The organism is Thiolapillus sp. (assembly GCF_048562965.1).
GTDB classification, from domain to species: Bacteria; Pseudomonadota; Gammaproteobacteria; order Chromatiales; family Chromatiaceae; genus Thiolapillus; species Thiolapillus brandeum_A.
Map to the genome: position 1 here is coordinate 1 of NZ_JBHNMF010000017.1, position 22315 is coordinate 22315.

19 protein-coding genes and 2 tRNA genes are annotated in these 22315 nt (G+C 58.0%); 5 read left to right on the forward strand and 16 right to left on the reverse strand.

The window, feature by feature from the left end:
• A partial coding sequence (locus tag ACOCD2_RS02200) for an SPASM domain-containing protein (protein WP_293672408.1) occupies window positions 1-496 on the forward strand: 496 nt, incomplete at its 5' end.
• Window positions 497-506: 10 nt separating this feature from the next.
• Here ACOCD2_RS02200 and ACOCD2_RS02205 read toward each other — a convergent pair.
• The 7 genes from ACOCD2_RS02205 to gltX form a co-directional block, all read right to left on the reverse strand.
• Window positions 507-1313, reverse strand: a complete 807-nt coding sequence (locus tag ACOCD2_RS02205) for a sulfotransferase family protein (RefSeq protein WP_293644299.1) — start codon at window positions 1311-1313, stop codon at window positions 507-509.
• A gap of 25 nt (window positions 1314-1338) precedes the next feature.
• A complete protein-coding gene (locus tag ACOCD2_RS02210) occupies window positions 1339-2694 on the reverse strand; it encodes a phosphomannomutase (RefSeq protein WP_293644297.1) in 1356 nt (451 codons plus the stop codon).
• A gap of 81 nt (window positions 2695-2775) precedes the next feature.
• Complete coding sequence (locus ACOCD2_RS02215) at window positions 2776-3240, reverse strand: putative molybdenum carrier protein (RefSeq protein ID WP_293644295.1); 465 nt, start codon at window positions 3238-3240, stop codon at window positions 2776-2778.
• 124 nt (window positions 3241-3364) lie between these two features.
• Window positions 3365-3440, reverse strand: a tRNA-Glu gene (locus ACOCD2_RS02220).
• Between the two features lie 25 nt (window positions 3441-3465).
• Window positions 3466-3541, reverse strand: a tRNA-Ala gene (locus tag ACOCD2_RS02225).
• Between the two features lie 116 nt (window positions 3542-3657).
• Complete coding sequence (locus ACOCD2_RS02230) at window positions 3658-5319, reverse strand: glutamine--tRNA ligase/YqeY domain fusion protein (protein ID WP_293644293.1); 1662 nt, start codon at window positions 5317-5319, stop codon at window positions 3658-3660.
• Window positions 5316-6716, reverse strand: coding sequence for a glutamate--tRNA ligase (gltX, locus tag ACOCD2_RS02235; protein ID WP_293644291.1), 1401 nt, complete (start codon window positions 6714-6716; stop codon window positions 5316-5318). Before gltX ends, ACOCD2_RS02230 begins: the two co-directional genes overlap by 4 nt.
• 164 nt (window positions 6717-6880) lie before the next feature.
• Here gltX and lexA point away from each other — a divergent pair, with 164 nt between their 5' ends.
• Together lexA and ACOCD2_RS02245 are read left to right on the forward strand one after the other, a co-directional pair.
• On the forward strand, window positions 6881-7498 hold the full coding sequence (gene lexA, locus ACOCD2_RS02240) for a transcriptional repressor LexA (RefSeq protein WP_293644307.1): 618 nt from the start codon (window positions 6881-6883) through the stop codon (window positions 7496-7498).
• On the forward strand, window positions 7495-8076 hold the full coding sequence (locus ACOCD2_RS02245; protein ID WP_323790844.1) for a DNA-3-methyladenine glycosylase I: 582 nt from the start codon (window positions 7495-7497) through the stop codon (window positions 8074-8076). The genes lexA and ACOCD2_RS02245 overlap by 4 nt, the downstream gene beginning before the upstream one ends.
• Before the next feature lie 23 nt (window positions 8077-8099).
• Here ACOCD2_RS02245 and ACOCD2_RS02250 read toward each other — a convergent pair whose 3' ends face one another.
• The 7 genes from ACOCD2_RS02250 to alaC form a co-directional block, all read right to left on the reverse strand.
• Window positions 8100-9611, reverse strand: coding sequence for an efflux transporter outer membrane subunit (locus ACOCD2_RS02250; RefSeq protein ID WP_293644289.1), 1512 nt, complete (start codon window positions 9609-9611; stop codon window positions 8100-8102).
• Complete coding sequence (locus ACOCD2_RS02255; RefSeq protein WP_293644287.1) at window positions 9608-12733, reverse strand: efflux RND transporter permease subunit; 3126 nt, start codon at window positions 12731-12733, stop codon at window positions 9608-9610. The genes ACOCD2_RS02250 and ACOCD2_RS02255 overlap by 4 nt, the downstream gene beginning before the upstream one ends.
• Window positions 12730-13887: an efflux RND transporter periplasmic adaptor subunit gene (locus ACOCD2_RS02260; RefSeq protein WP_293644285.1), complete on the reverse strand. Its 1158-nt coding sequence runs from the start codon at window positions 13885-13887 to the stop codon at window positions 12730-12732. The genes ACOCD2_RS02255 and ACOCD2_RS02260 overlap by 4 nt, the downstream gene beginning before the upstream one ends.
• A gap of 2 nt (window positions 13888-13889) precedes the next feature.
• Window positions 13890-14852, reverse strand: coding sequence for a hypothetical protein (locus ACOCD2_RS02265; protein WP_293644283.1), 963 nt, complete (start codon window positions 14850-14852; stop codon window positions 13890-13892).
• A 57-nt stretch (window positions 14853-14909) separates the two neighbouring features.
• Window positions 14910-16379, reverse strand: coding sequence for a threonine synthase (thrC, locus tag ACOCD2_RS02270; protein ID WP_293644281.1), 1470 nt, complete (start codon window positions 16377-16379; stop codon window positions 14910-14912).
• Between the two features lie 283 nt (window positions 16380-16662).
• On the reverse strand, window positions 16663-17970 hold the full coding sequence (locus tag ACOCD2_RS02275; RefSeq protein ID WP_293644279.1) for a homoserine dehydrogenase: 1308 nt from the start codon (window positions 17968-17970) through the stop codon (window positions 16663-16665).
• Between the two features lie 98 nt (window positions 17971-18068).
• Window positions 18069-19259, reverse strand: coding sequence for an alanine transaminase (alaC, locus tag ACOCD2_RS02280; RefSeq protein ID WP_293644303.1), 1191 nt, complete (start codon window positions 19257-19259; stop codon window positions 18069-18071).
• Window positions 19260-19589: 330 nt separating this feature from the next.
• Between alaC and ACOCD2_RS02285 the strand changes: the two genes are divergently transcribed.
• On the forward strand, window positions 19590-19958 hold the full coding sequence (locus tag ACOCD2_RS02285) for an Mth938-like domain-containing protein (RefSeq protein WP_293644277.1): 369 nt from the start codon (window positions 19590-19592) through the stop codon (window positions 19956-19958).
• Between the two features lie 7 nt (window positions 19959-19965).
• On the opposite strand, the gene ACOCD2_RS02290 is transcribed toward ACOCD2_RS02285, so the two are convergent.
• Window positions 19966-20550 (reverse strand): hypothetical protein, encoded by a 585-nt coding sequence (locus ACOCD2_RS02290; RefSeq protein WP_293672410.1) that lies wholly within the window; start codon window positions 20548-20550, stop codon window positions 19966-19968.
• Window positions 20551-20626: 76 nt separating this feature from the next.
• On the opposite strand from ACOCD2_RS02290, the gene ACOCD2_RS02295 reads away from it, so the two are divergent.
• Entirely contained in the window at window positions 20627-21901 is a 1275-nt protein-coding gene (locus ACOCD2_RS02295) for an HlyC/CorC family transporter (RefSeq protein WP_293644273.1), read from the forward strand.
• Between the two features lie 20 nt (window positions 21902-21921).
• Here the strand turns inward: ACOCD2_RS02295 and ACOCD2_RS02300 are convergent.
• On the reverse strand, window positions 21922-22315 hold a 394-nt coding region (locus ACOCD2_RS02300; RefSeq protein WP_293672411.1), incomplete at its 5' end, for a response regulator.

The window sequence follows — 22315 nt, forward strand, 5'->3', positions numbered from 1 at the left end:
CGTAGTCAATGTTCAGCAAAAAGAGGATGTTGAGTACCTGACAAACAAAAGCATTTATTGTCTGGAACCTTACAAAACCCTCTACCTCAGCTATGAAGGAGCCGCCTACCCTTGCTGCTTTAAAAAAAGCCAATCTATGTGGGGAGACCTGAATAACAATGACGCTATGCAAATCTGGCATTCCGAGCTGATGGCATCACTCAGGGATCACGTCAGGAAGCAAAGCTATCCCGTTTCCCTTTGCAGTAACTGCATGAAGACCCATGCTTATCCCAAGAGAAACTCGGCGCGCAGCCACGCTCTGCACTATGCCAGATGGCTGGAAGACAAATATGCACTCCCCAAGGAGGAGGGGAAGGAAGAACCTCTCATTACCTTTGATGTCGAGCTGACAGAAAAGATCAAGGCCATGCCGGACTGGAACCAGGAGCTATTCAATATTCTAAACCAGTCCATAGGCACCGTAGCACATGCCCCCGATACCGAGACTGACTGAATGATGCTGATCAGGTATAGCCATAGTACTCCTGGTAAGGCATGCAACGGCGCCTCACTTCCTCGATATCACTGTCCCCAAGTACCTGCTGATAACGGTTTCTTTCCGGGTGTATCCCCTTGCCCGGATTGCGTAGCAATCCCTCGTCTTCACCGATAAATTCAAGGATACGTTGGCTGCAGTTGACGGGATTTGAGGTGAAATCCTCATAACCGATCTCGAGCACACGATCGGCGCCTCCCAGCTGCTTATACTCGGTCATCACCGCCATGGCCTCCACCCAGTAACTGGTGGCAGCCGACATGTCAGGCAATGACACCACCTTGCCTTCGAACAGGCTGGCCACCACGTTCAGTGGATTACGGTAAATGTGAATGAAGCGCGCCTGCGGGAACATCTGGCTGATCATCAGCATGCCATAGAAATGCTGCGGTGTCTTGTCGAACCAGCGTCCATGGGGATTACCACGTTTCTGCAGATACAGTTGGCCATATTTTTCCGCCAATTCCTTGCGCGAGTTGGAAGCCGCCACCAAGGCATCAAACTCTTCTCGGCTGACGCCATCCATTTCCTGCTGTTTTCTCACTACTGGGTTGTGCTGGTAAGGTCGCAGAAACTGGGGTGAACCAAAGGGGTCGGTCCAGCGAAAGAAATGCGTTTCCTCCGGGCACTCGAGCCGAGGGTGGCGACGCAGCACATTGCGCAGCATTGTGGTTCCCGAGCGTACGCACCCGACGATAAAAAACGGCGTATCGTCCTGATGGGCGGGTTCCGTCTGAGCATGTTTGCCACGCAGGTTCTTGAGTATCTTGATCAAAGACTTTTCCTCCTTAACGGATGACTCAGGAAAAACTATGAAGCAACTGCGACAATTCCACGGTCTTCTCCTTCATGAGCTGCTGATCACCACGGGTCTCAAGGTTGAGGCGCAGCACCGGCTCGGTATTGGAAGCCCGCAGGTTGAAACGCCAGTTATCATATTCCAGAGACAGGCCATCGGTGCGATCCACGCGCTTGGCGGAAGGCAGATATTTCTCCTCCACGGCTTTTACTGCTTCAGCCGCATCCTTTACCTTGAAGTTGATCTCGCCGCTGGTAGGGAATTTTGCGATACGCTCGTCCAGCATGCTGCTCAGGCTGCGTCCCTTCACGCTGATCAGCTCGGCAACCAGCAGCCAGGGAATCTGCCCGCTGTCACAATAGGCGAAATCACGGAAGTAATGGTGTGCGCTCATCTCCCCGCTATAGATGGCATCCTCTTCACGCATGCGCTGCTTGATGAAAGCATGCCCCGAAACACTCTGGATGGGAATGCCCCCCGCCGATTCGACAATATCGATGGTGTTCCAGATAACCCGGGGATCATAGATGATCTTGGAACCGGGATGCTTGGCCAGAAAGGCTTCCGCGAGCAGGCCGACGATGTAGTAGCCTTCGATGAAGCGGCCTGTTTCGTCGAACAGGAAGCAGCGGTCGTAGTCGCCGTCCCAGGCGATCCCGAAATCCGCCTTGTGTTCCAGCACCGCATCGATGGTGGCCTGGCGGTTCTCCGGCAGGATGGGGTTGGGTATGCCATTGGGGAAAGTGCCGTCCGGCTCGAAGTTGATGCGCACGAATTCAAAAGGCAGATGTTCTTCGAGGAGATCGATGATGGGGCCGGCGCCGCCATTGCCTGGGTTGGCGACGATCTTCAGGGGTTTGAGCTTGTCCAGGTCGACATAACCGAGCAGCGCCCGAATATAGTCGTCTTTCCACTCGACACTTTCCACCGTGCCCTTCTGTTCGGCATCAGTAAATTCATTCTGCTCTGCCAGCTCGCGAATATCCTGCAGACCGGTATCGGCGCTGATGGGACGGGAGCCTTCCCGCACGAACTTCAGACCGTTGTAGTCCAAGGGATTGTGGCTGGCGGTAACCATGATGCCACCGTCATAGCCATAATGATCCGTGGCAAAATACACGATCTCTGTACCACACAGTCCCAGTTCCTTGACATTCACCCCACTGTCCGTGAGTCCGCGAACCACGGCTTTGAGCAGCCCGGGACTGGACAGACGGATATCCTCCCCCACTACCACAGTTTTCGGATTGAGAAACGCTGCATAGGCCCTGCCGATGCGATAGGCAATATCTTCATTGAGCTGGTCAGGAATACGGCCGCGTACGTCATAGGCCTTGAAACAGGTTATTTTTTCCATGAGAAATCCTCGGTGCTGCGCGATGACAATATTTGTATCATTATACCACCGCTGGATACGGGAATTCTCAGTGGCTGCCGCTCATCTGCCTGCCAGCAACTGGCTCAGAAAATGTCTCGCCCTGCTGTAGATACCAGGACACTTGTTTTCCCGGGGACCGGCAACATTGAGCACACGAACCCCGTGAGCCTCAAGCCAGCTGTGCACCTGCGCCACATTCCCCCCGTGATCCATATCCTGCACCAGCACCGCTCTGCCCAGTTCTTCGGCAACACGCAGAGTATAGGCCGTACCGCCGCTGAGTTCGCCACAATTCAGGATCAGCGTGGCATCGGCATCCCGCACATTCAGGCGCGTGCGCACGCTATAGTCAGCGCTTTCCGTCTCTTTCAGTGGATAGCGCTCATCTAGCGGACCATCCAGCGCCAGCCTGCCCTTGGGGCACCAGCCGCCGCAGCGCAGCCCCAGTTCCAGCGCCACGTCGAGGGCGGCACGATCCACGCCCGTCTGTCCGCCGGATATAATTCTGATATCTGGTTTCTTCATAACGTTCAGGTGAAACAATTTCCCGGCAATAGAACAGTTTCCGGCGTCCAACACCAACATTCGGCCTTGCCGGAACACTGGACATAAAAAAACCACTCACATCTCTGCAAGTGGTTAGTTTATATGGCGTCCCCTAGGGGAGTCGAACCCCTGTTACCGCCGTGAAAGGGCGGTGTCCTAGGCCTCTAGACGAAGGGGACAAGTAAACTTGTCGCTTGAAATTGTTGGTGGAGCCAGGCGGGATCGAACCGCCGACCTCAACACTGCCAGTGTTGCGCTCTCCCAGCTGAGCTATGGCCCCGCTTAAGTACCTATGGAACCTCTGCAGTGCCTTAGGCTTCCTCAAGAGGCGCGTATGATAATCCAGTCATTTTTCCCTGTCTACAGTTTTTGAAAGATTTTTTGCATTGCTGCCCTTCATCCCTTACCCCAGGAATCTCTCAGGGTAACCACGCGGTTGAATACCAGTTCCCCGGCATTGGCCGCCTTGGTATCCCGGCAGAAATAGCCTTCGCGCTCGAACTGGAAGCGCTCGCCGGGTTCCGCTTCAGCCAGTGCGGGTTCGAGCATGGCCTGGCATACGGTCAGGGATTCGGGATTCAGGAACTGCTGGAACGGCTTGTCTTTATCACCGTCTGGCGCCGGCACAGTGAACAGGCGGTCATACAGCCGCACTTCGGCGGGCACTCCCGACAGCGCGGAAACCCAGTGGATGACGCCTCTCACCTTGCGCCCTTCCGGGTTCTTGCCCAGGGTATTGGGATCATAAGTGCATTGCAGTTCCTTGATCTCACCGCTGACATCCTTGATGACCTTTTCACAGATGATGGTGTAAGCGTTGCGCAGTCGCACCTCGCCACCGGTGATCAGGCGTTTGTACTTCTTGTTGGCTTCCTCGCGGAAATCTGCCCGGTCTATCCACAGCTCCCGTGCGAATTTCAGTTCACGCGTACCCATGGATTCGTCCTTGGGATGGTTTGGCCCCTGGAGAATCTCTTCCTGTTCCTCCGGGTAGTTGGTAATGACCACGCGCAGGGGATCGAGCACCGTCATGCGACGAGGCGCGGTACGGTCCAGGTCTTCGCGGATGCTGGCTTCAAGCACACTCATCTCCACGGTGCCATCGGATTTGGTGACGCCGATACGGTTGCAGAAATCACGAATGGCGGCAGGCGTATAGCCGCGGCGCCGCAACCCGGCAATGGTGGGCATGCGCGGGTCGTCCCAGCCTTCCACGTGTTCCTCGGATACCAGCTGGGTGAGCTTGCGCTTGCTCATCACCGTGTATTCCAGGTTCAGCCGGGCGAACTCTATCTGTCGCGGATGACAGGGTATGGTGATGTTGTCCAGTATCCAGTCATACAGGGGGCGGTGATCCTCGAACTCCAGGGTGCAGAGGGAATGGGTGATGCCTTCCAGCGCATCGGAGATCGGGTGGGTGAAATCGTACATGGGATAGATGCTCCATGTATCACCCGTCTGGTGATGCACCGCCCCGCGACGGATGCGGTAGATGGCCGGATCCCGCATGTTCATGTTCGGAGATGCCATGTCTATCCTGGCCCGCAGGGTGCGTGTGCCATCCTCGAACTCGCCTGCCCGCATGCGCTTGAACAAGTCCAGGTTCTCTTCCACGCTGCGGTCCCGGAAGGGGCTGTCCTTGCCGGGTTCGGTGAGGGTGCCACGGTACTCGCGCACCTGGTCGGCATTCAGGTCACAGACATAGGCCTTGCCGCTTTCGATGAGCTCCACGGCAAACTGATACAGCTGCTCGAAATAGTCCGAGGCGAAGTACTGGCCCGCCCACTGATACCCCAGCCAGCGCACATCATCCTTGATGGCTTCCACGTACTCTTCATCCTCCTTGTGGGGATTGGTGTCGTCGAAGCGCAGGTTGCACTGGCCGTTGTAGTCTTCCGCCACGCCGAAATTGAGCACGATGGACTTGGCATGGCCGATATGCAGGTAGCCGTTGGGCTCCGGGGGAAAACGGGTACGTATGCTGCTGTGTTTGCCGCTGGCCAAGTCTTCTTCGATGATCTGGCGGATGAAGTTTGTTGGTTTGTTGTTTTCTGTCATGACAGCTTCTGTATGTAGTCGATGGCTTTGTCGATGCGGCGCAGGCAGGCTGCCTGACCGATCATTTCCATGGTGAGATCCAGATCCGGTGACGGCGCACCACCGGTGACGGCAACCCGCACAGGCATGGCCACTTTGCCGAAGCCCACCTCCAGGGTTTTGACAGCGCTGTCTATCACCTCGTGAATGTCTTCCCGGTTCCATTCCGAAAGCTCTGCCAGCCGGGCGCGTACCAGCGCCAGGGGCTCCAGTGCAGCTTCCTTCAAGGCCTTTTTTGCCGCTTTGGGTTCGAAGGTATCGAAATCCCGGTAATAGAAGGCGCTGATCCGCGCCAGTTCCACCAGGGTGCTGGCGCGTTCCCGCTGCGCTTCAACCACCTGCACCAGATCCGGGCCTTCGGTGGGATCAATATCCAGCTTGCCCAGATGGGGCGACAGCAGCCGCGCAATGCGTTTCGGATCATCAGACTTGAGGTAGTGCTGGTTGATCCACAGCAGCTTTTCCGTATTGAATGCCGAAGGCGCCCTGTTGACTTCGGCGAGATCGAACAGCTCCACCATTTCATCCAGGGAAAAGATCTCCTGATCACCATGAGACCATCCCAGCCGTACCAGGTAGTTGAGCAGCGCTTCGGGCAGAAAACCTTCTTCCATGTACTGCATCACACTCACCGCACCATGTCTTTTCGACAGGCGTGCGCCATCGTCGCCGAGAATCATGGGCAGGTGGGCATACTCGGGCACTTTCAGGCCCAGGGCGTTGAGCAGGTTGATCTGACGTGGCGTGTTGTTGATGTGGTCATCACCACGAATCACCTGGGTGATGTTCATGTCCGCATCGTCGACCACCACGGTCAGGTTGTAGGTCGGCGTGCCATCGCTGCGCCGGATGATGAGATCGTCCAGCTCGGTGTTGGCAACGCTGATGCGACCGCGCACCAGGTCATCGAACTCGACCACGCCTTCATCAGGGTTGTGAAAACGGACCACATGGGGATGACCGGGATCGATTTCCCGGTGGCGGCAGAAACCGTCATAGCGGGGTTTCTCCTTGCGCGCCATCTGTTCTTCCCGCAGTTTTTCCAGCCGTTCCCTGGAACAGTCGCAGCGGTAGGCCAGGCCCTTTTCCAGAAGCTGATCGATGACTTCGTTGTGCCGGTCGAAACGATGGGTCTGGTAGAAAGGGCCCTCGTTGTATTCCAGCCCCAGCCAGGTCATGCCTTCCAGGATGGCATTCACAGATTCCGCGGTGGAGCGCTCCAGATCCGTGTCCTCGATGCGCAGCACGAACTGGCCACCGTGCTTGCGCGCATGCAGCCAGGAAAAGAGCGCCGTGCGGGCTCCACCCACGTGGAGGTAGCCAGTGGGGCTGGGAGCAAAACGTGTTCTGACAGTCATTGGTTTGTCGTCACAGGAAAATACAATCGTCTATTTTATCAGGCCGACCCGCGTAAATCGCGGAAAATTGCTGCCATCCGGCGGTGATTTGCCGAGACCCGTGCAAAAGTTTCTGTTTTGTTCTACAATAGAACCAACATAGCACAGAGGACGTTTCCATGAACATGCCCAGCCTGACCCGCCGCCAGCAGGAAATCTATGAATACCTGCTGACTCACCTGCATGAATTCCCTCACCCTCCCACGCTGAACGAGCTTTGCGAAGCCCTGGGCTTGAGTTCCCGCGGTTCCCTTCACAAGCAGCTGCAGGCGCTGATCAAGGAAGGGCTGATCGAACCCATGAACAACCAGCGCCGCGGCGTCCGGCTGACCCAGCCGGACGATGATGCCATCGATCCCGATCTCAACGAGCTGCCCCTCTACGGGCGCATTGCCGCCGGCCAGCCCATCGAAGCCATCAGCACCCCAGAGACCATCACCGTGCCCCCGCCCCTGCGCACAGAAAACCCCTGCTATGTGCTCGAGGTCAAGGGTGATTCCATGATCGACGAAGGCATCCTGGATGGTGACTGGGTCGTCATCGAACAGCGCGATCATGCCCGCAACGGCGAGATCGTGGTAGCCCTGGTGGATGGCGAAGAGGCCACCCTCAAGCGCATCGAACAGCAGAACGGCAAAGTCATCCTGCACCCCGCCAACAGCGCGATGCAACCCATGAGTTTCCTGCCTGAACAGGTACAGATACAGGGCGTACTCGTGGGGCAGATGCGGAGCTATCATTGAGCCTGAGTCGTTGCACCTGGGCTGATGCCAGCCCGCTGGAGCAGGCCTATCACGACAGGGAATGGGGACGGCCTGTACATGATGATCGCATCCTGTTCGAATCACTGATTCTGGACGGCGCCCAGGCAGGATTGAGCTGGTCGCTCATTCTCGCCAAGCGCGAGAACTACCGTGCCGCCTTCGACAACTTCGACGCAAACAAGATAGCCCGTTACCCGGAAAAGAAGATTCAGGCCTTGCTGACCAATCCGGGCATCGTACGCAACCGCCTCAAGATCAGATCTGCGGTGAGCAACGCCCAGGCATTCCTTGCGGTTCAGGAGGAATTCGGCAGTTTCGACAGCTACATCTGGCGCTTCGTCGATGGCCGCATGGTTCGCAATGCCTGGACAAAGGCTTCAGAAGTACCCACAACCTCGAAAGCATCCGATGCCATGGCGAAAGACCTGAAAAAACGCGGCTTCAAGTTTGTCGGATCGACAATCTGCTATGCCTTCATGCAGGGTGTGGGCATGGTCAACGACCACACCACCGACTGCCATCTTTACAAGGAGATCGACAGGCTGGGCAGCTGTTGATCCGGCAATGATATTGCTAAGGCTCAGGGCTGCTTCTTGGAAGCCGGCTCCGTGGCCGGCGGGTAATCCCACCAGCGCCTCGGCTCGCCGGCATCTTTGGCAGGAAAATCCACCGCATCAGCCACGGCTTCCGCTGTCCCGACCCAGCCACCACCCATGGCCCGGTAGATGGCTACCAGGGCCACATAGGAATTCCCCTGACGCTTGGTGTATTCCAGTTCCGCATCGAACAGCCGCCGCTCGGCATCGAGCACCTCGATGTAGCTGACATAGCCTTCGTCGTAACGCTCCCTGGCGTATCTGGTGTAGTCCTTCAGCGCGCTGACCTGGCGCTTGCTGGCGTCGAGCACCTCACGAAGCTTCTGGGCGGAGATCAGTGCCTTGTCCACATCGGAAAATGCACGCTGTATGGTGGACAGGTAGGCCTGCAGCAACTGTTGCTGCACCGCTTCGGACACCCGCAGCCGGGCATCCAGTTCGCCACCGGAAAAGATGGGCCCCGCCATCGCAGCTCCGGCATTCCAGATACCTGACGCACCGTCCAGCAGGGTCGAAAGCTCTGCGCTGGCCAGCCCCAGCAGGCCGGTCAGGGAGATGCGGGGGAAGTAGGCAGCCCTGGCCACACCGATGAGTGCATTCGCCGCAATCAGATCCTGCTCGGCCTGGAGGATATCAGGACGCTGCAGCAGCAACTGTGAAGGCAGGTCTCCCGGAACCTGTGGCAGCACCAGGTCATCGATGCTGGCATGGCGGACGATCGCACCCGGGTTCCGTCCCAGGAGCACAGACAGGTTGAATTCGGTAATCCTGATCTGCTGTTCGATGGCGGGTATGAGGATAGCCGTGGTTTCATATTCGGCCCGCGCCTGTGCCACTTCTAGTTCGGAGACCACGCCACCTTCGAACTGCAGTCTGAACAGATCCACGTTCTCCGCCCGGCGTTTCAGTGTATTCCTGGCAATCTCCAGCTGACGGTCGAGGCTCAGCAGTTCGATATAGGCAGTGGCAACACTGGAAACCAGCGACAGCACCAGCGCCCTGCGCCCGTGCTCTGCCCCGAGCAGATTGGCCCGGGCTGCTTCCGTGCCACGCTGTATGCTGCCCCACAGATCCAGCTCCCAGCCCACGCTCAGCGCAGCCTGGTAGCTGTCCCCGACCCGGCTCATGCCGTCTGGCGCTGCACCGGGGGTGTTGCGGGAGCCCTGGCTTCTGGCAGCATTCGCTCCGTATCCCAGGTTGGGATACAGACCGGAACGTGCGATATCCACGCGTGCCACATATTCACGGATGCGGGCGGCAGCCCTGCGCAGGTCACGGTTGTTCTCCAGCGCCAGGCGGATCAGTTCATCCAGCACCGGATCATTGAACAGCTTCCACCACTGGGTATCGGCGACTGCAGCAATTTCCTCCAGGGAAGTCTGCCACTGCTGTGGCACATCCACCTCGGGCGGCTGGTAATCCGGGCCCAGGGTCGTGCAGCCTGCCATTGCCGCCATGGACAGGCCAATGATGCTTTGTTTCAACAGGCGTTTCATATCGCAGTTTTCTCCTTTCCGCCCAGGCGTTCCTTTGCACTCCTGATGACATAGAAGAACAGCGGCACGAAGAACAGCGCTAGGGTCGTTGCTCCCACCATGCCCCCGATGATGCCGGTACCGATGGAATGCCTGGCGTTCGCGCCTGCACCGCTGGCAAGTACCAGGGGCATGGCGCCCAGGATAAACGACAGGGAGGTCATGAGAATGGGGCGCAGCCGCAGGCGTGCTGCCTCCAGCGCCGCCTCGAAGGGCGACAAACCCTCATTGTATTTCAGTTCGGCGAATTCCACGATCAGTATGGCATTCTTGGCTGACAGCCCTATCAGGGTGACCAGGCCGATCTGGAAGTAGACATCGTTTTCCATGCCACGCAGCCAGACCGTGAGCAATGCACCAAAGATTCCAAAAGGAATCGCACTGAGCACCGCCGCCGGCAGCGACCATTGTTCGTACTGTGCCGCCAGGATCAGAAACACCATGACCAGGGCAAAGCCGAAGATAATGGCGGAGGTGCCGCCGGATTTCTTCTCTTCATAGGCCTGCCCGGACCAGGCATAGCCGTAACCTGCCGGCAGTGCTTGCCGGGATAACTGCTCCATGGTGCTGATCGCCTCTCCCGAGCTGTAGCCCGGCGCGGCATCGCCGGTGATCTTGGCTGCCATGAAACCGTTGAACCGGGACACCAGATCCGGTCCCTGGTGGTATTCGGTGCTGACGATGGCCGACAGCGGCACCATTTTCCCGCTGTGCTGCCGCACGAAGATGTTCTGAATATCCTCCGGCTTTTCCCGGTACTCGGGACTGGCCTGCAGTATGACCTGCCAGACACGGCCGAACTTGTTGTACTGGCTTACATACAGGGAACCGAACAGCGTCTGCAGGGACGCATAGACATCGGAGACAGCCACACCCAGGGTCTCCGCCTTGACCCGGTCCACATAGGTCATGAGTTGGCGTGAAGCCGCGTTGATGGTGCTGGTGAGGCGCGTGATCTCGGGCCGTTGTTTCGCTTCCTCGATGAGCTTGCGCGTGGTCGCGGCAAGATCTGCCGCGTTGCCCGCTCCCAGATTCTGCAGCCAGTATTCGAATCCACCTTGGGAGCCCAGCCCGGGAATGGACGGCGGGTTGATACTGATCACCACGCCTTCCTTCGGCCTGTTGAGGCGGGGCTGCAACTGGCCCAGCACGGCCGACGCAGACAACTCGGGCGTCTGCCGCAGGTTGAAATCCTTCAGGGCGATGAAAACCGTTCCTGCATTGGTCTTGAACTGGCCGTCGATGAAGCTGAATCCCGCCAGGGCGGAAGCATCCTGCACGGCCGGATGCTCGCTGAACATGTCCGCCACTTTCTGTGTCAGCGCCTGTGTCCTGTCCAGGCTGGCACCATCGGGCAGCATCACCGCGGCGAACAGATAACCCTGATCTTCAGAAGGCGCGAAGCTGCTGGGTACAATCCGAAACAGCATGACCAGCGCCACCAGCATGGCGATCACGAACAGCAGCGCCGTCTTGCCAAACTTCATCACCCAGCGCACACCGGAGGCATAGACCGCCGTCATGCGTTCCACCATACGGTTGAACCAGCCGAAAAAACCTGAGCTGACTTCATCGCGGGGTTTGAGCAGGATAGCTGCCATCGCGGGTGTCAGGGTCAGCGCGATAAAGCTGGAGATCGCAACAGATATGGCGATAGTGATGGCGAACTGCTGGTAGAGCACACCGGTGGTTCCACCAAGAAAGGCCACGGGCACGAACACCGCCATCAGCACCAGGGTGGAGGCGATCACCGGCCCGGTCACTTCCTTCATGGCGGTTATGGTCGCATCCATGGGCGTCATGCTGAATTCCTTCAGGTTACGCTCGACGTTCTCGACCACCACGATGGCATCGTCGCACACGATACCGATTGCCAGCACCAGGCCGAACAGGGTGAGCAGATTGATGGAAAAACCCAGGGCCAGCATGCCCACGAAAGTACCCACGATGGATACCAGGATGGCGATGGTCGGGATCAGCGTGGCATTGATATTCTGCAGAAACAGGTAGGTGACCAGCACCACGAGGATGATGGCTATGATCAGGGTCTCGGTCACTTCGTCGATGGACGCCTGCACGAACTTGGTGGTATCGAGGGAGATAGTATAGTCGACGCCCTGGGGGAAGCTCTTTTTCAGTTCTTCCATCAGGGCGCGCAGGCGGTTGGAGACATCCACTGCGTTGGATCCCGGCTGCTGATAGACCGCGATGAACGTCGCCGCCTTGCCGTTGAGTGATGAGCGCAGCATGTAAGCCTTGAGACCCTGCTCGGCCCGCCCCACGTCTTTCAAGCGCACGATGGCCGTGCCTTTGGAATCCGCGCGCAGGATGATGTCATCAAATTCCTGCTCGGTGGAAAAGCGCCCCGCGGTTACCACGGGAAAGGTCATATCGACGGGTTCCGTTGTCGGCGACTGCCCCAGGCTGCCGATACCGAACTGCTGGTTCTGCTGACTCACCGCAACCTGAATGTCTTTGGCGGTGAGCTTCAGCCCCGCCATGCGATCCGGATCCAGCCACAGCCGCATGGCCAGGTCGGGCAGACCCATGACCTGCGCCTGGTTGGCACCGGGCACGCGCTTGATTTCATCCAGCACATAGAGATTGGCGTAGTTCCCCAGGAAGGCTTCGTCCTTTGAATCGTCCGGTGAGAGTATGCCGATGAGCATGAGAAAACTGGAGGAACGTTTCTCCACCGTCACCCCGGCATTGCGTACCACATCCGGCAGTTCGGGCAGCGCCTGATTGACCCGGTTGTTGACCTGCACTTCGGCGGTATCCGGATCCGTGTCGATATCGAAATAGACCGTGAGCGTCATCTGCCCCGTGGCCGAACTGGTGGACTGCATGTACAACATGTTGTCCACACCGTTGATGCGGGTTTCCAGGGGGCCGGCCACACTGTCCGCTACCGTCTCCGCATCCGCTCCCGGGTAACTGGCGGATACGGTGACCTGCACCGGTGTAATCTCCGGATACTGCGTGATGGGCAGACCCACCAGGGAGATCAGACCGGCGATGACAATGATGATGGACAGTACGGATGCCAGTACCGGCCGCTTGATGAAAACCTCGGAAATCATGAGGCGGGTTTATCCCCGGCAGCGGCCTTGCCTTCTTCCGGTTTTGCAGATGCTATGCTGACTTTCACCCCTTCACGCAGTTTTCCAGCGCCCTCGACAACCACCCTGTCACCTGCTTTCAGGCCATCATCGATGAACCAGTTTTCACCCTGCCACGGCCCGGGTTCGACCGCACGGTACTGCGCCTTGTCCTGATCATCGATCACCCACACAAAGCTGCCGTTCTTTCCCTGTTGCACCGCGATTTTTGGCAGCAGTATGGCATGGGGACGGATCGCACCCTGCAGCAGGACCCGTACGAACTGGCCAGGGCGCAGGATATCATCGGGATTGGCCACTTCCGCACGCACCAGGAAGGTACCCGTCTGTTCGCTGATGGAGACATCGGCAAAGGTCACCACCCCCTCATGGGCATATTCACGCCCGTCTGCGAGCAACAGTTTGATGGTGAAACGGTCATTCTCCGGTGCGCGAACGAGTCCGGCCCGTTTCTGTCTTGCGTACTGGAGCGTCTGATTTTCAGAAATGCTCAGTTCGACCCACATCGGATCGATCTGCGCCACATAGGTCAGCAAGCTACCCGTACCCATGCCGATATAGGCTCCCTCCTGCTGCACCGCATAGCTGGAAAGACCGCTGACAGGTGATTTGATCAGCGTATAACCCAGCTTCAGTTCTGCCTGTGTCAGGTTGGCCTTGGCCGCTTCCACGGCAGCAGCGGCAGAATAATAGTTGCCCTCGGCCTCATCCAGTTCCTTCTGGGCCACGGCTTTTTTCCTGGCCAGGGGTCTCACACGATTGAGGTTGATGGTTGCCGTCTTCAGCCGGGCTTCCTGCTGTGCCAGGCCGGCCTTGGCCGCCAGAACATCCGCCTCGAAGGGTTTGGCATCCATCTGGAACATGGGCTGGCCCTCCTTCACCCTGGAACCTTCCTGGTACAGCCGTTTTTCCAGGAAGCCTTCGACACGCGAGCGGATTTCCACCTTGCGGGAACTGACCGTCTTGCCCACGAATTCGAAGGAAAGTGGCGTATCCTTTTCCACCACGGTCAGCACCGTGACTTCCGGAGGTGGCGGCGGGGGCGCTTCCTTTGGCTTCTCCTCGCAAGCCGCGAGGGAGATACCCAGAAAAACCATCGTCAGAACAAATCTCATACCTATTTTCCTTTTTCCAATTCCGCCAGAATCGATCCGAACCGCTGTCTGCTGCGCCACAGGCGATATTTCATGTGCTTTTTCCAATGGTAGGCTTTTCCGTACCCTGCGTACAAATAAAGCTCGTCCGCGTCACTCATCAGCCTGTCGAGCCGATGGCCCAGATCGTCCAGTGCCTGCTGCCAGGCCCCGTCATCCTGCCGTCGGCGGGCCCGTTCCATTCCATCCAGGAAATGAAGTGCATGCCGGACATCGGTTCCTGCTGTATATTGCTTCAGCCCTGCAAGCAGACAGTCATCCCCTTCTGCCTCGGCCGGCGCCACAGGCCTTTCAGAAGGCAATGTGCCGGCACTGCTGAACCACAGACCACTGACAGGCACAGCGCTCTTCATTTCGTTTTCCCGCTTCTCTGCCAGCTGAAAGAACAGCATCTGAATCTCGTTGGCAACCCATGCCCAGTAAGCTGCATCCTTTCCTTCAGGCATAAAAGCAGCGATGCTGCGTCCGGACACCTCGGACAGAGGAGAGAATATGGCTTCTACAGGCCTTTGCGGAAACAGGTACCAGCGCAGGGGAGAAGCTATTTTGAGCTTCAGTCCGTCTTCGGCAAAGTGCTCGTTGAATACTGCTGCATAGGCCTCGGCATCTGCCAGGCTGAGCTGCTCCTCATCCAGTTCGAACAGCAACAGCTGATCCCGGTCGGCGCGCAGATAAACCGGCGCTGCCTGCATTACCCATCCCGTCGCCTCTTCCCCGGAATCCGCCAGCCAGCAAAACGGCGCTGCAACCGCCCCGTCGCCCAGTCCAAACAGCTCGAAAAGAGTCGTTTCCAGTCTGTCGGCCGCCGGCTCCTGATCTCCACGGGACAGCAGTAATTCGAGAGCAGGCGCCCGCAGAACCGGGGTGGACTCACCGGCTGTGGGCGGCGGCTCCAGCAAGCAGGGAACCAGCAGGTGATGGATCATGATTTCATGCCTTGCGGAAGTCCCGGTCCCTGGAGGCGCCTGCAGTCCTCATCAGCGTCAGATGAAAGCCAGCACTTCCTTTTCGATGTCTTCCTTGTCCACCAGGGTGGTCTGGGTGATGGGCTTGCTGAACAGCTCACCGATGCGCGCAGGGATCTCCGTGTTCGCGAGCCTGGCGATGGTCTTGAGGGCATCGATGTCATGCGCGTCCCTTTCCCCGGTCAGGGCATTGGCGATAGTGGGCGAGAACTTGGTCCACTCGGCGGTGGAATAAACAATGGCGTGCAGGGGCTGATCGCAGCAACTGGCATGGGCCTTCATGCAGGTGGCCGTGTGGGGATCCATGAGGTAACCCTGTTCGAAGTATTCCTTGATATAGGCCTTGCCCTCATCGTCGCTGCAGAAGTCCGCACAGAACAGGGACTGCATGGCTTGCAGCTCGTCCCCGCTAAGCTGATAGTGCTGTTCTTCGTCCAGTTCGCGCATGAGTTCCCGGGTGCGTTCCGCACCGAACAGGTGGAACAGCACCCGCTCCACGTTGGACGACTTGAGGATATCCATGGCCGGCGAGCTGGTACCGATCAGTTTGCGCTGGCGCAGATCATAGACGCCGGTGTGGATCAGGTCCGTGAGCACGTTGTTGGCATTGGAGGCAATGACGATCTTCTCCACGGGCAGGCCCATGCGCCAGGCATAGTAGCCCCCCAGGGCATTGCCGAAGTTGCCGCTGGGAACCACCAGATATACTTTCTCTCCCAGTTCGATATGCCCCTGGCGCACCAGTTCCAGATAGCTGTGAAGGTGATAGATGAGCTGGAAGATGATGCGCCCGAAATTCACCGAGTTGGCAGCGGAGAGCTGGGTGTGCTTCTCCACCAGGGTGGTGCAGAAACGCTCGGAACCCAGCAGGCCTTTCAGGGCCGCCTGGGCATCGTCGAAGTTGCCGTGAATACCGATGACCTTCAGGTTGGCCGCGTCCTCGGTCACCATTTGCAGGCGCTGCACGTCGGAGGTGCCACCGTCGGGATACAGGCAGGCCACCTTGATGTTGGGCTTGTTGCGGAAGGTGTCCAGGGCAGCGGGACCGGTATCGCCACTGGTGGCTGCCATGATCAGGTAGTGTTCATCCCGCGCCTGGGCCAGGCCGGACAGAACCACGCCAAAAGGCTGCAGGGCCGTGTCCTTGAAGGCCCGGGTCGGCCCGTGGTAGAGCTCGCTGACATGCAGCCGCTCGCCGATCTGCACCACGGGAACAGGATTCTCCGGATCATCGAAACCGTCATAGGTGGACAGGGCCGCTTCCACCAGACCGTCTTCGAGATCCACCCCGAAGGCCAACAGGATGTCCCGCGCTAGAGTCTTGTAGTCCTTGTCCAGATGATTTGCCAGGAAGTCCGGCGCCAGTTGTGGGATATGCTCGGGAGCATAGATGCCGCCGAAGGAGGACAGAGGACTGAGGATGGCCTGGGAAAAGCTCACGGCGACCGGCTTGCTGCCGTCGTTGCCCCGGGTTTCGATAAACTTCATGGGATTCGGTTACAGGAAAAGGAAATTTTCCCGATTATACCTGTTTCGGGCTGCGATTGAGGAACTGCGGGCCGCAGCCGCAGGACCACGTCATCTAAGTTCCTAAGTTATTGATAAGGCGGGGATGGTGTCTGCTTGGAAAACCTCGGAGGCAGGGATGCCGACGAGGAGCCTACATGGATGTATTTACGGCGTTTTTCCGAGCAGATGCCACCCCAGCCAAGAGTTAGATGACAGGATCCTGGCCGCAGCCGCCTTTCGCGGCTCCGGCCCCTGCGGGATCTCAGTCCAGGTATTCCACCCGGATGCGGGAAACACTCTTCACTGTCTCCATGGACTCGATGGCTGCCAGAGCCTTGTCCATGTCGCCTTCGAGGACCCGGTGGGTAAGGAGCACCAGGGGCACCTGGGTTTCTCCTTCCAGGGGTTCTTTCTGTTTCACCGCCTCGATGCTGATACCGGAATCGCCCAGGATGCCCGTCACCCGGGCCAGCACACCAGGCTTGTCTTCCACCGTGAGCCGCAGGTAGAACGCGGTTTCCACCTGATCCATCCCCAGCACGGGAAGATCCGAAAGCTCATCGGGCTGGAAAGCCAGATGAGGCACACGGCTATCGGGATCCACCGTCAGCGCACGGGCGATATCGATGATGTCCGCCACCACGGCAGAAGCCGTGGGCAAGGAACCGGCACCAGCGCCGTAATACAGCGTCGGACCCACCGCATCGCCTTTCACCAGCACGGCGTTCATGACACCGTCCACATTGGCAATAAGACGGCGCTCAGGAATCAGCGTGGGATGCACACGCAGCTCCACGCCTGCTTCCGTGCGCCGGGTAACACCCAGGTGCTTGATGCGGTAGCCCAGTTCTTCGGCATACTCCACGTCCTGGGACTCTATCTTTCCGATACCTTCCGTGTAGCATCTGTCGAACTGCAAAGGAATGCCGAATGCCAGGGAAGCCAGTATGGTCAGCTTGTGGGCGGCGTCGATACCCTCCACATCGAAGGTGGGATCGGCTTCCGCATAGCCCAGTTCCTGGGCTTCTCTCAGCACGTCAGCAAAGTCCCTGCCCTTGTCACGCATTTCCGTGAGAATGAAATTTCCCGTGCCGTTGATGATGCCTGCAATCCATTCGATATGGTTGGCCGCCAGGCCTTCTCGCAGGGCCTTGATGATGGGAATGCCACCGGCCACTGCCGCCTCGAAAGCCACGGTGACGCCCTTTGCCTGGGCTGCGCTGAAGATTTCATTGCCGTGGAGGGCAATCAGCGCCTTGTTGGCCGTGACCACATGCTTGCCGTTGGCAATGGCTTCGAGCACCAGTTCCTTGGCCGGTGAGTAGCCGCCGATGAGTTCCACCACCACATCCACTGCCGGATCCCGAACCACGGCAAATGCATCGTCGGATACCGTGACGCCTTCGAGGCTGTCGATACTCTCCGGATCGTATTCCCTGGCAGCGGCATGACTGACAACGATGTCACGGCCGGCGCGACGACTGATTTCCGCTGCATTGCGATGCAGTACATTCATGGTGCCACCACCGACGGTGCCCAATCCCAACAATCCTACTTTTACGGGTTCCAAACCACTTCTCCTGAATATCAGCTATGACTCGAACAAGGAAACCGAGTCCAGTACTTGTCTTTATGTTTACGCCAGTGTTGCCTGCGATGCTTTTCCCGTCAGTCCTGCAACAGCCCGTCCTTGCGGAACATGTCCCGGATACCGCGCACCGCCTGGCGGGTGCGGTGTTCGTTTTCTATCAGGCCAAAACGCACATGGCCATCACCGTATTCTCCAAAACCAATGCCGGGCGACACGGCAACTTTGGCCTCCACCAGCACTTTTTTGGAGAACTCCAGGGACCCCATGTCTCTGTAGGCTTCCGGAATCGGCGCCCAGACAAACATGGTGGCCTTGGGCCTGTCCACGTGCCAGCCGATATTGTTCAGGCCGTCACAAAGTACATTTCGCCTGGACTCGTACATGCCCCGGATCTCGGCAACACATTCCTGAGGACCTTCCAGGGCGGCAATGGCCGCCACCTGTATCGGCGTGAACATGCCGTAGTCCAGGTAGGATTTCATGCGTGCCAGCGCAGCCACCAGGGTCTTGTTGCCGCACATGAAGCCCACACGCCAGCCCGGCATATTGTAGCTCTTGGACAGGGAAAAGAATTCCACGGCAATTTCTTCCGCTCCCGGCACCTGCAGGATGGATGGCGCCTTGTAGCCGTCGAACACGATGTCGGCATAGGCGAGATCATGGATCACCCAGATATTGTGTTCCCGTGCAATATCCACCACCTTCTCGAAGAAATCAAGATCCACGCACTGACTGGTGGGATTGCCGGGAAAATTGATCACCAGCATCTTCGGCCGGGGCCAGGAATCCTTGATGGCTTCTTCCAGTTTCTCGAAGAAATCGATGCCCTCGATCAGCGGCACATGGCGAACATCGGCGCCCGAGATCACGAATCCCCAGGGATGGATGGGGTAAGCCGGGTTGGGTACCAGCACCGAATCTCCCGGCCCCACACAGGCCAGCGCTAGGTGAGCCAGTCCTTCCTTGGAGCCGATGGTGACGATGGCCTGGGTTTCCGGATCGAGATCCACCTCGTAGCGGTCCCTGTACCAGTTGCAGATGGCCCGGCGCAGACGCAGAATACCCTTGGACATGGAATAACGGTGCGTGTCCTTGCGCTGGGCGGCCTCGCAAAGCTTGTCCACGATATGCTGTGGCGTCGCCTGATCCGGATTACCCATGCCGAAATCGATGATGTCCTCGCCCCGCGCCCGCGCTTCCGCCTTCAGCTCATTGACGATGGCGAAGACATAGGGCGGCAACCGCTTGATGCGGCGAAATTCTTCCATTTCAGGACTGGACACGTGAAACCTCTGGTGAGATATGCAATCAGGCAAACGAGTAAAGTACATGAGCATGGGGGAAAATTCAATTGGCGCTTGCTGCCACAACAGAACCACGTCATCTAAGTTCCTAAGTTGTTGATAAGGTGGGGTGGTGTCTGATCGGAAAACCTCGGAGACAGGGATGCCGACGCGGAGCCTACATGGATGTATTTACGGCGTTTTTCCGATCAGACACCACCCCAGCCAAGATTTAGGTGACGGGACCCTGGCTACCACAGCCCAGTCATGGTTTACAGGACTGCTCCCGGCCCATTCTTGCGGTATGATTGCGCCATGAAATTCGCCCAGGATCAGATCGACAGCAGATACCTCATCGAAGCCTATGAGGAAGGTAAAATCCGCGTGGGTAACACCGAATTCCGGCACAACCTGCTGCTCATGCCGGACAGGCTTCTCGACCCCTGGGAACTGGAAAGCCTCGAGGATCTGTCAGCAGAAAACATTGCGCTGCTGGCCAGTCACCAGCCGGATGTCATCCTGCTGGGCAGCGGCACGAACCAGCTGTTTCCCCACCCTTCCCTGTTCATTCCGCTCATGCAGGCAGGCATCGGTTACGAGATCATGCCCACCCATGCTGCCTGCCGGACCTACAACATCCTGCTGGCGGAAGACCGGCGGGTGCTCGCCGCCCTGATCCTGTAGAACCCGGCTACAGCATTTCCCCCGCCTGCTGCCGCTTTGACCGGGCACCCAGGGGGGCCAGCACCAGCCCCGCAAGAAACCAGCCCACGATCATGTAGATACCGGCACCAGCCACGAAATCCGCAGGAAAGCCGTACCAGTTCCACCAGGGAATACTGGAAGTCATCCACGAAAACACACCAATGGCAGTCACGAACGCCAGGCGCCCCAGGAAACCCAGGGTCGTAAAAGACAGCAGCACGGCCACCAGCAAACCTGCCGCCAGATCAGTAACGAACTGGATCACGAACAGGCGGCTGGCCATGGGATCACTGCCGTGGGGACGATAGAGAATGAACCCCACCGGCCCGTCCCGGTAAGCCTCTTCCCATTCCGCCAGGGCTTTCTTGGACATGTCCTTGTCCGCGTCCATCCAGGGAAACACATACAGCCCCGCATCCTCCAGCGCCAGATCCAGGGCATAAGCGACACTGGTTGAATGCGGCAGTTCCTGCATCCCCATCTTGCCTACAGGCAGCAGCATGTGCGCCACGCCTCCCCATACGAACAGCACGATGCCGGCCAGTACGCCCCCCAACAGAATATTTTTCATTTGCTCCCCCCGCTCCTTGACAGCCGGTCGACAGACCACAGACAATGATTCTATCTTCATTGCAGGTAAACCACCATTGGACGAGCTTCCTGTCGGCGGGCTGTTTGCCGCCCTGTTTGTTCTCATCATACTTTCCGCTTTTTTCTCCGGATCCGAAACCGCCCTGATGACCCTGAACCGGTATCGCCTGCGGCACCTCGCTGATGAAGGACACAAAGCAGCGCAGCTTGCGGAACGCTTGCTGAAACGGCCGGAACGTCTCATCGGCCTGATCCTGCTGGGCAACAATTTTGTCAACATCCTGGCGTCGTCACTGGCAACCATCCTGGCCATCCGCCTCGGGGGCGAAGGCGCCATCCCCCTGGCAGCCGGGCTGCTCACCCTGGTCATCCTGATCTTCTCGGAGGTCGCACCCAAGACACTCGCTGCCCTGCACCCGGAGAAACTGGCCTTCCCCGCTGCGTGGATCTATACGCCGCTGCTGAAAATCTCCTACCCGCTGGTATGGCTGGTGAACCTTTTTGCCAACGCGCTACTGCGGCTGCTGAAGGTGTATCCGGAAGACGACAACAATGACACGGTAACGCGGGAAGAACTGCGAACCATCGTCAACGAAGCGGGTGCGCTCATCCCGAAAAAGCACCGCAAGATGCTGCTTGGCATCCTGGACCTGGAAAAAGCCACGGTGGAAGACATCATGATTCCCCGGCAGGAAATCGACGGCATCGACCTGGACGAATCCTGGGACGAACTGCTCGAAGATCTGCGGCAGATGCCCTATACCCAGGCGCTGGTATATCGCGGCAGTATCGATCATGTGGTGGGTTTCATCCACGCACGCCAGGTCATGCAGGCGCTGATGAGCGGCGATCTCACCCGGGACATTCTGCAGAGTCTCATCCAGGACCCGTATTTCATTCCCGAAGCCACACCCCTGAACACACAACTGCTGAATTTTCAGAAGGCCAAACGCCGGGTCGGCCTCGTGGTGGACGAATACGGTGACGTGCTGGGGCTAGTCACCATGAGTGATCTGCTGGAAGAGATCGTCGGGGAATTCACCAGTGATCCCACTGACAGCATTTCCGACGTGCAGCCCAAGGAAGACGGCAGCTATCTGGTCAACGGCGGCGCAGGTGTGCGTGACCTGGTGAAGACCTTTGACTGGGATTTGCCCACCGACGGCCCCAGAACATTCAACGGGCTGATCATCGAGCAGCTGGAAAGCATTCCCGAGCCGGGCACCAGCCTGCTGATCAACGGTTATCCGGTGGAGATTCTGCAGATACAGGACAATGCGGTAAAGACCGCCCGCATCCTGCCCTCACAAAGACGCAACACAACCCGATGAAAACACACCGTGCTGCCTGATCAGGAAATTTCGTTCTGATACACCGTGCGTTCCACGCGCTGGAACACATCATGCCGGCTGAATGGCTTGCCCATGAAATCGTTGGCGCCGATACGGTCGATCCAGAACTGCTCTGTAGCTTCTTTGTTACCGCTCATGATGACGATGGGAATATCGCGGGTTTCCTTGAGCTTACGCATGCGGAGTGTTGCCTGAAAGCCGTTCAGGCCGGGCATCACGATATCCATGATGATCAGCACGGGGCCATGATTCTGGGCCAGCTCTATCGCATCCTTGCCGTTGTCCGCTTCCAGCACGCGATAGCCACCCTGTGAAAGCATCTTCTTCAGGGCAAAGCGAATGGTTCTGGAATCATCCACGACCAGGACACAGGCATCATCACCGGGCACGTTC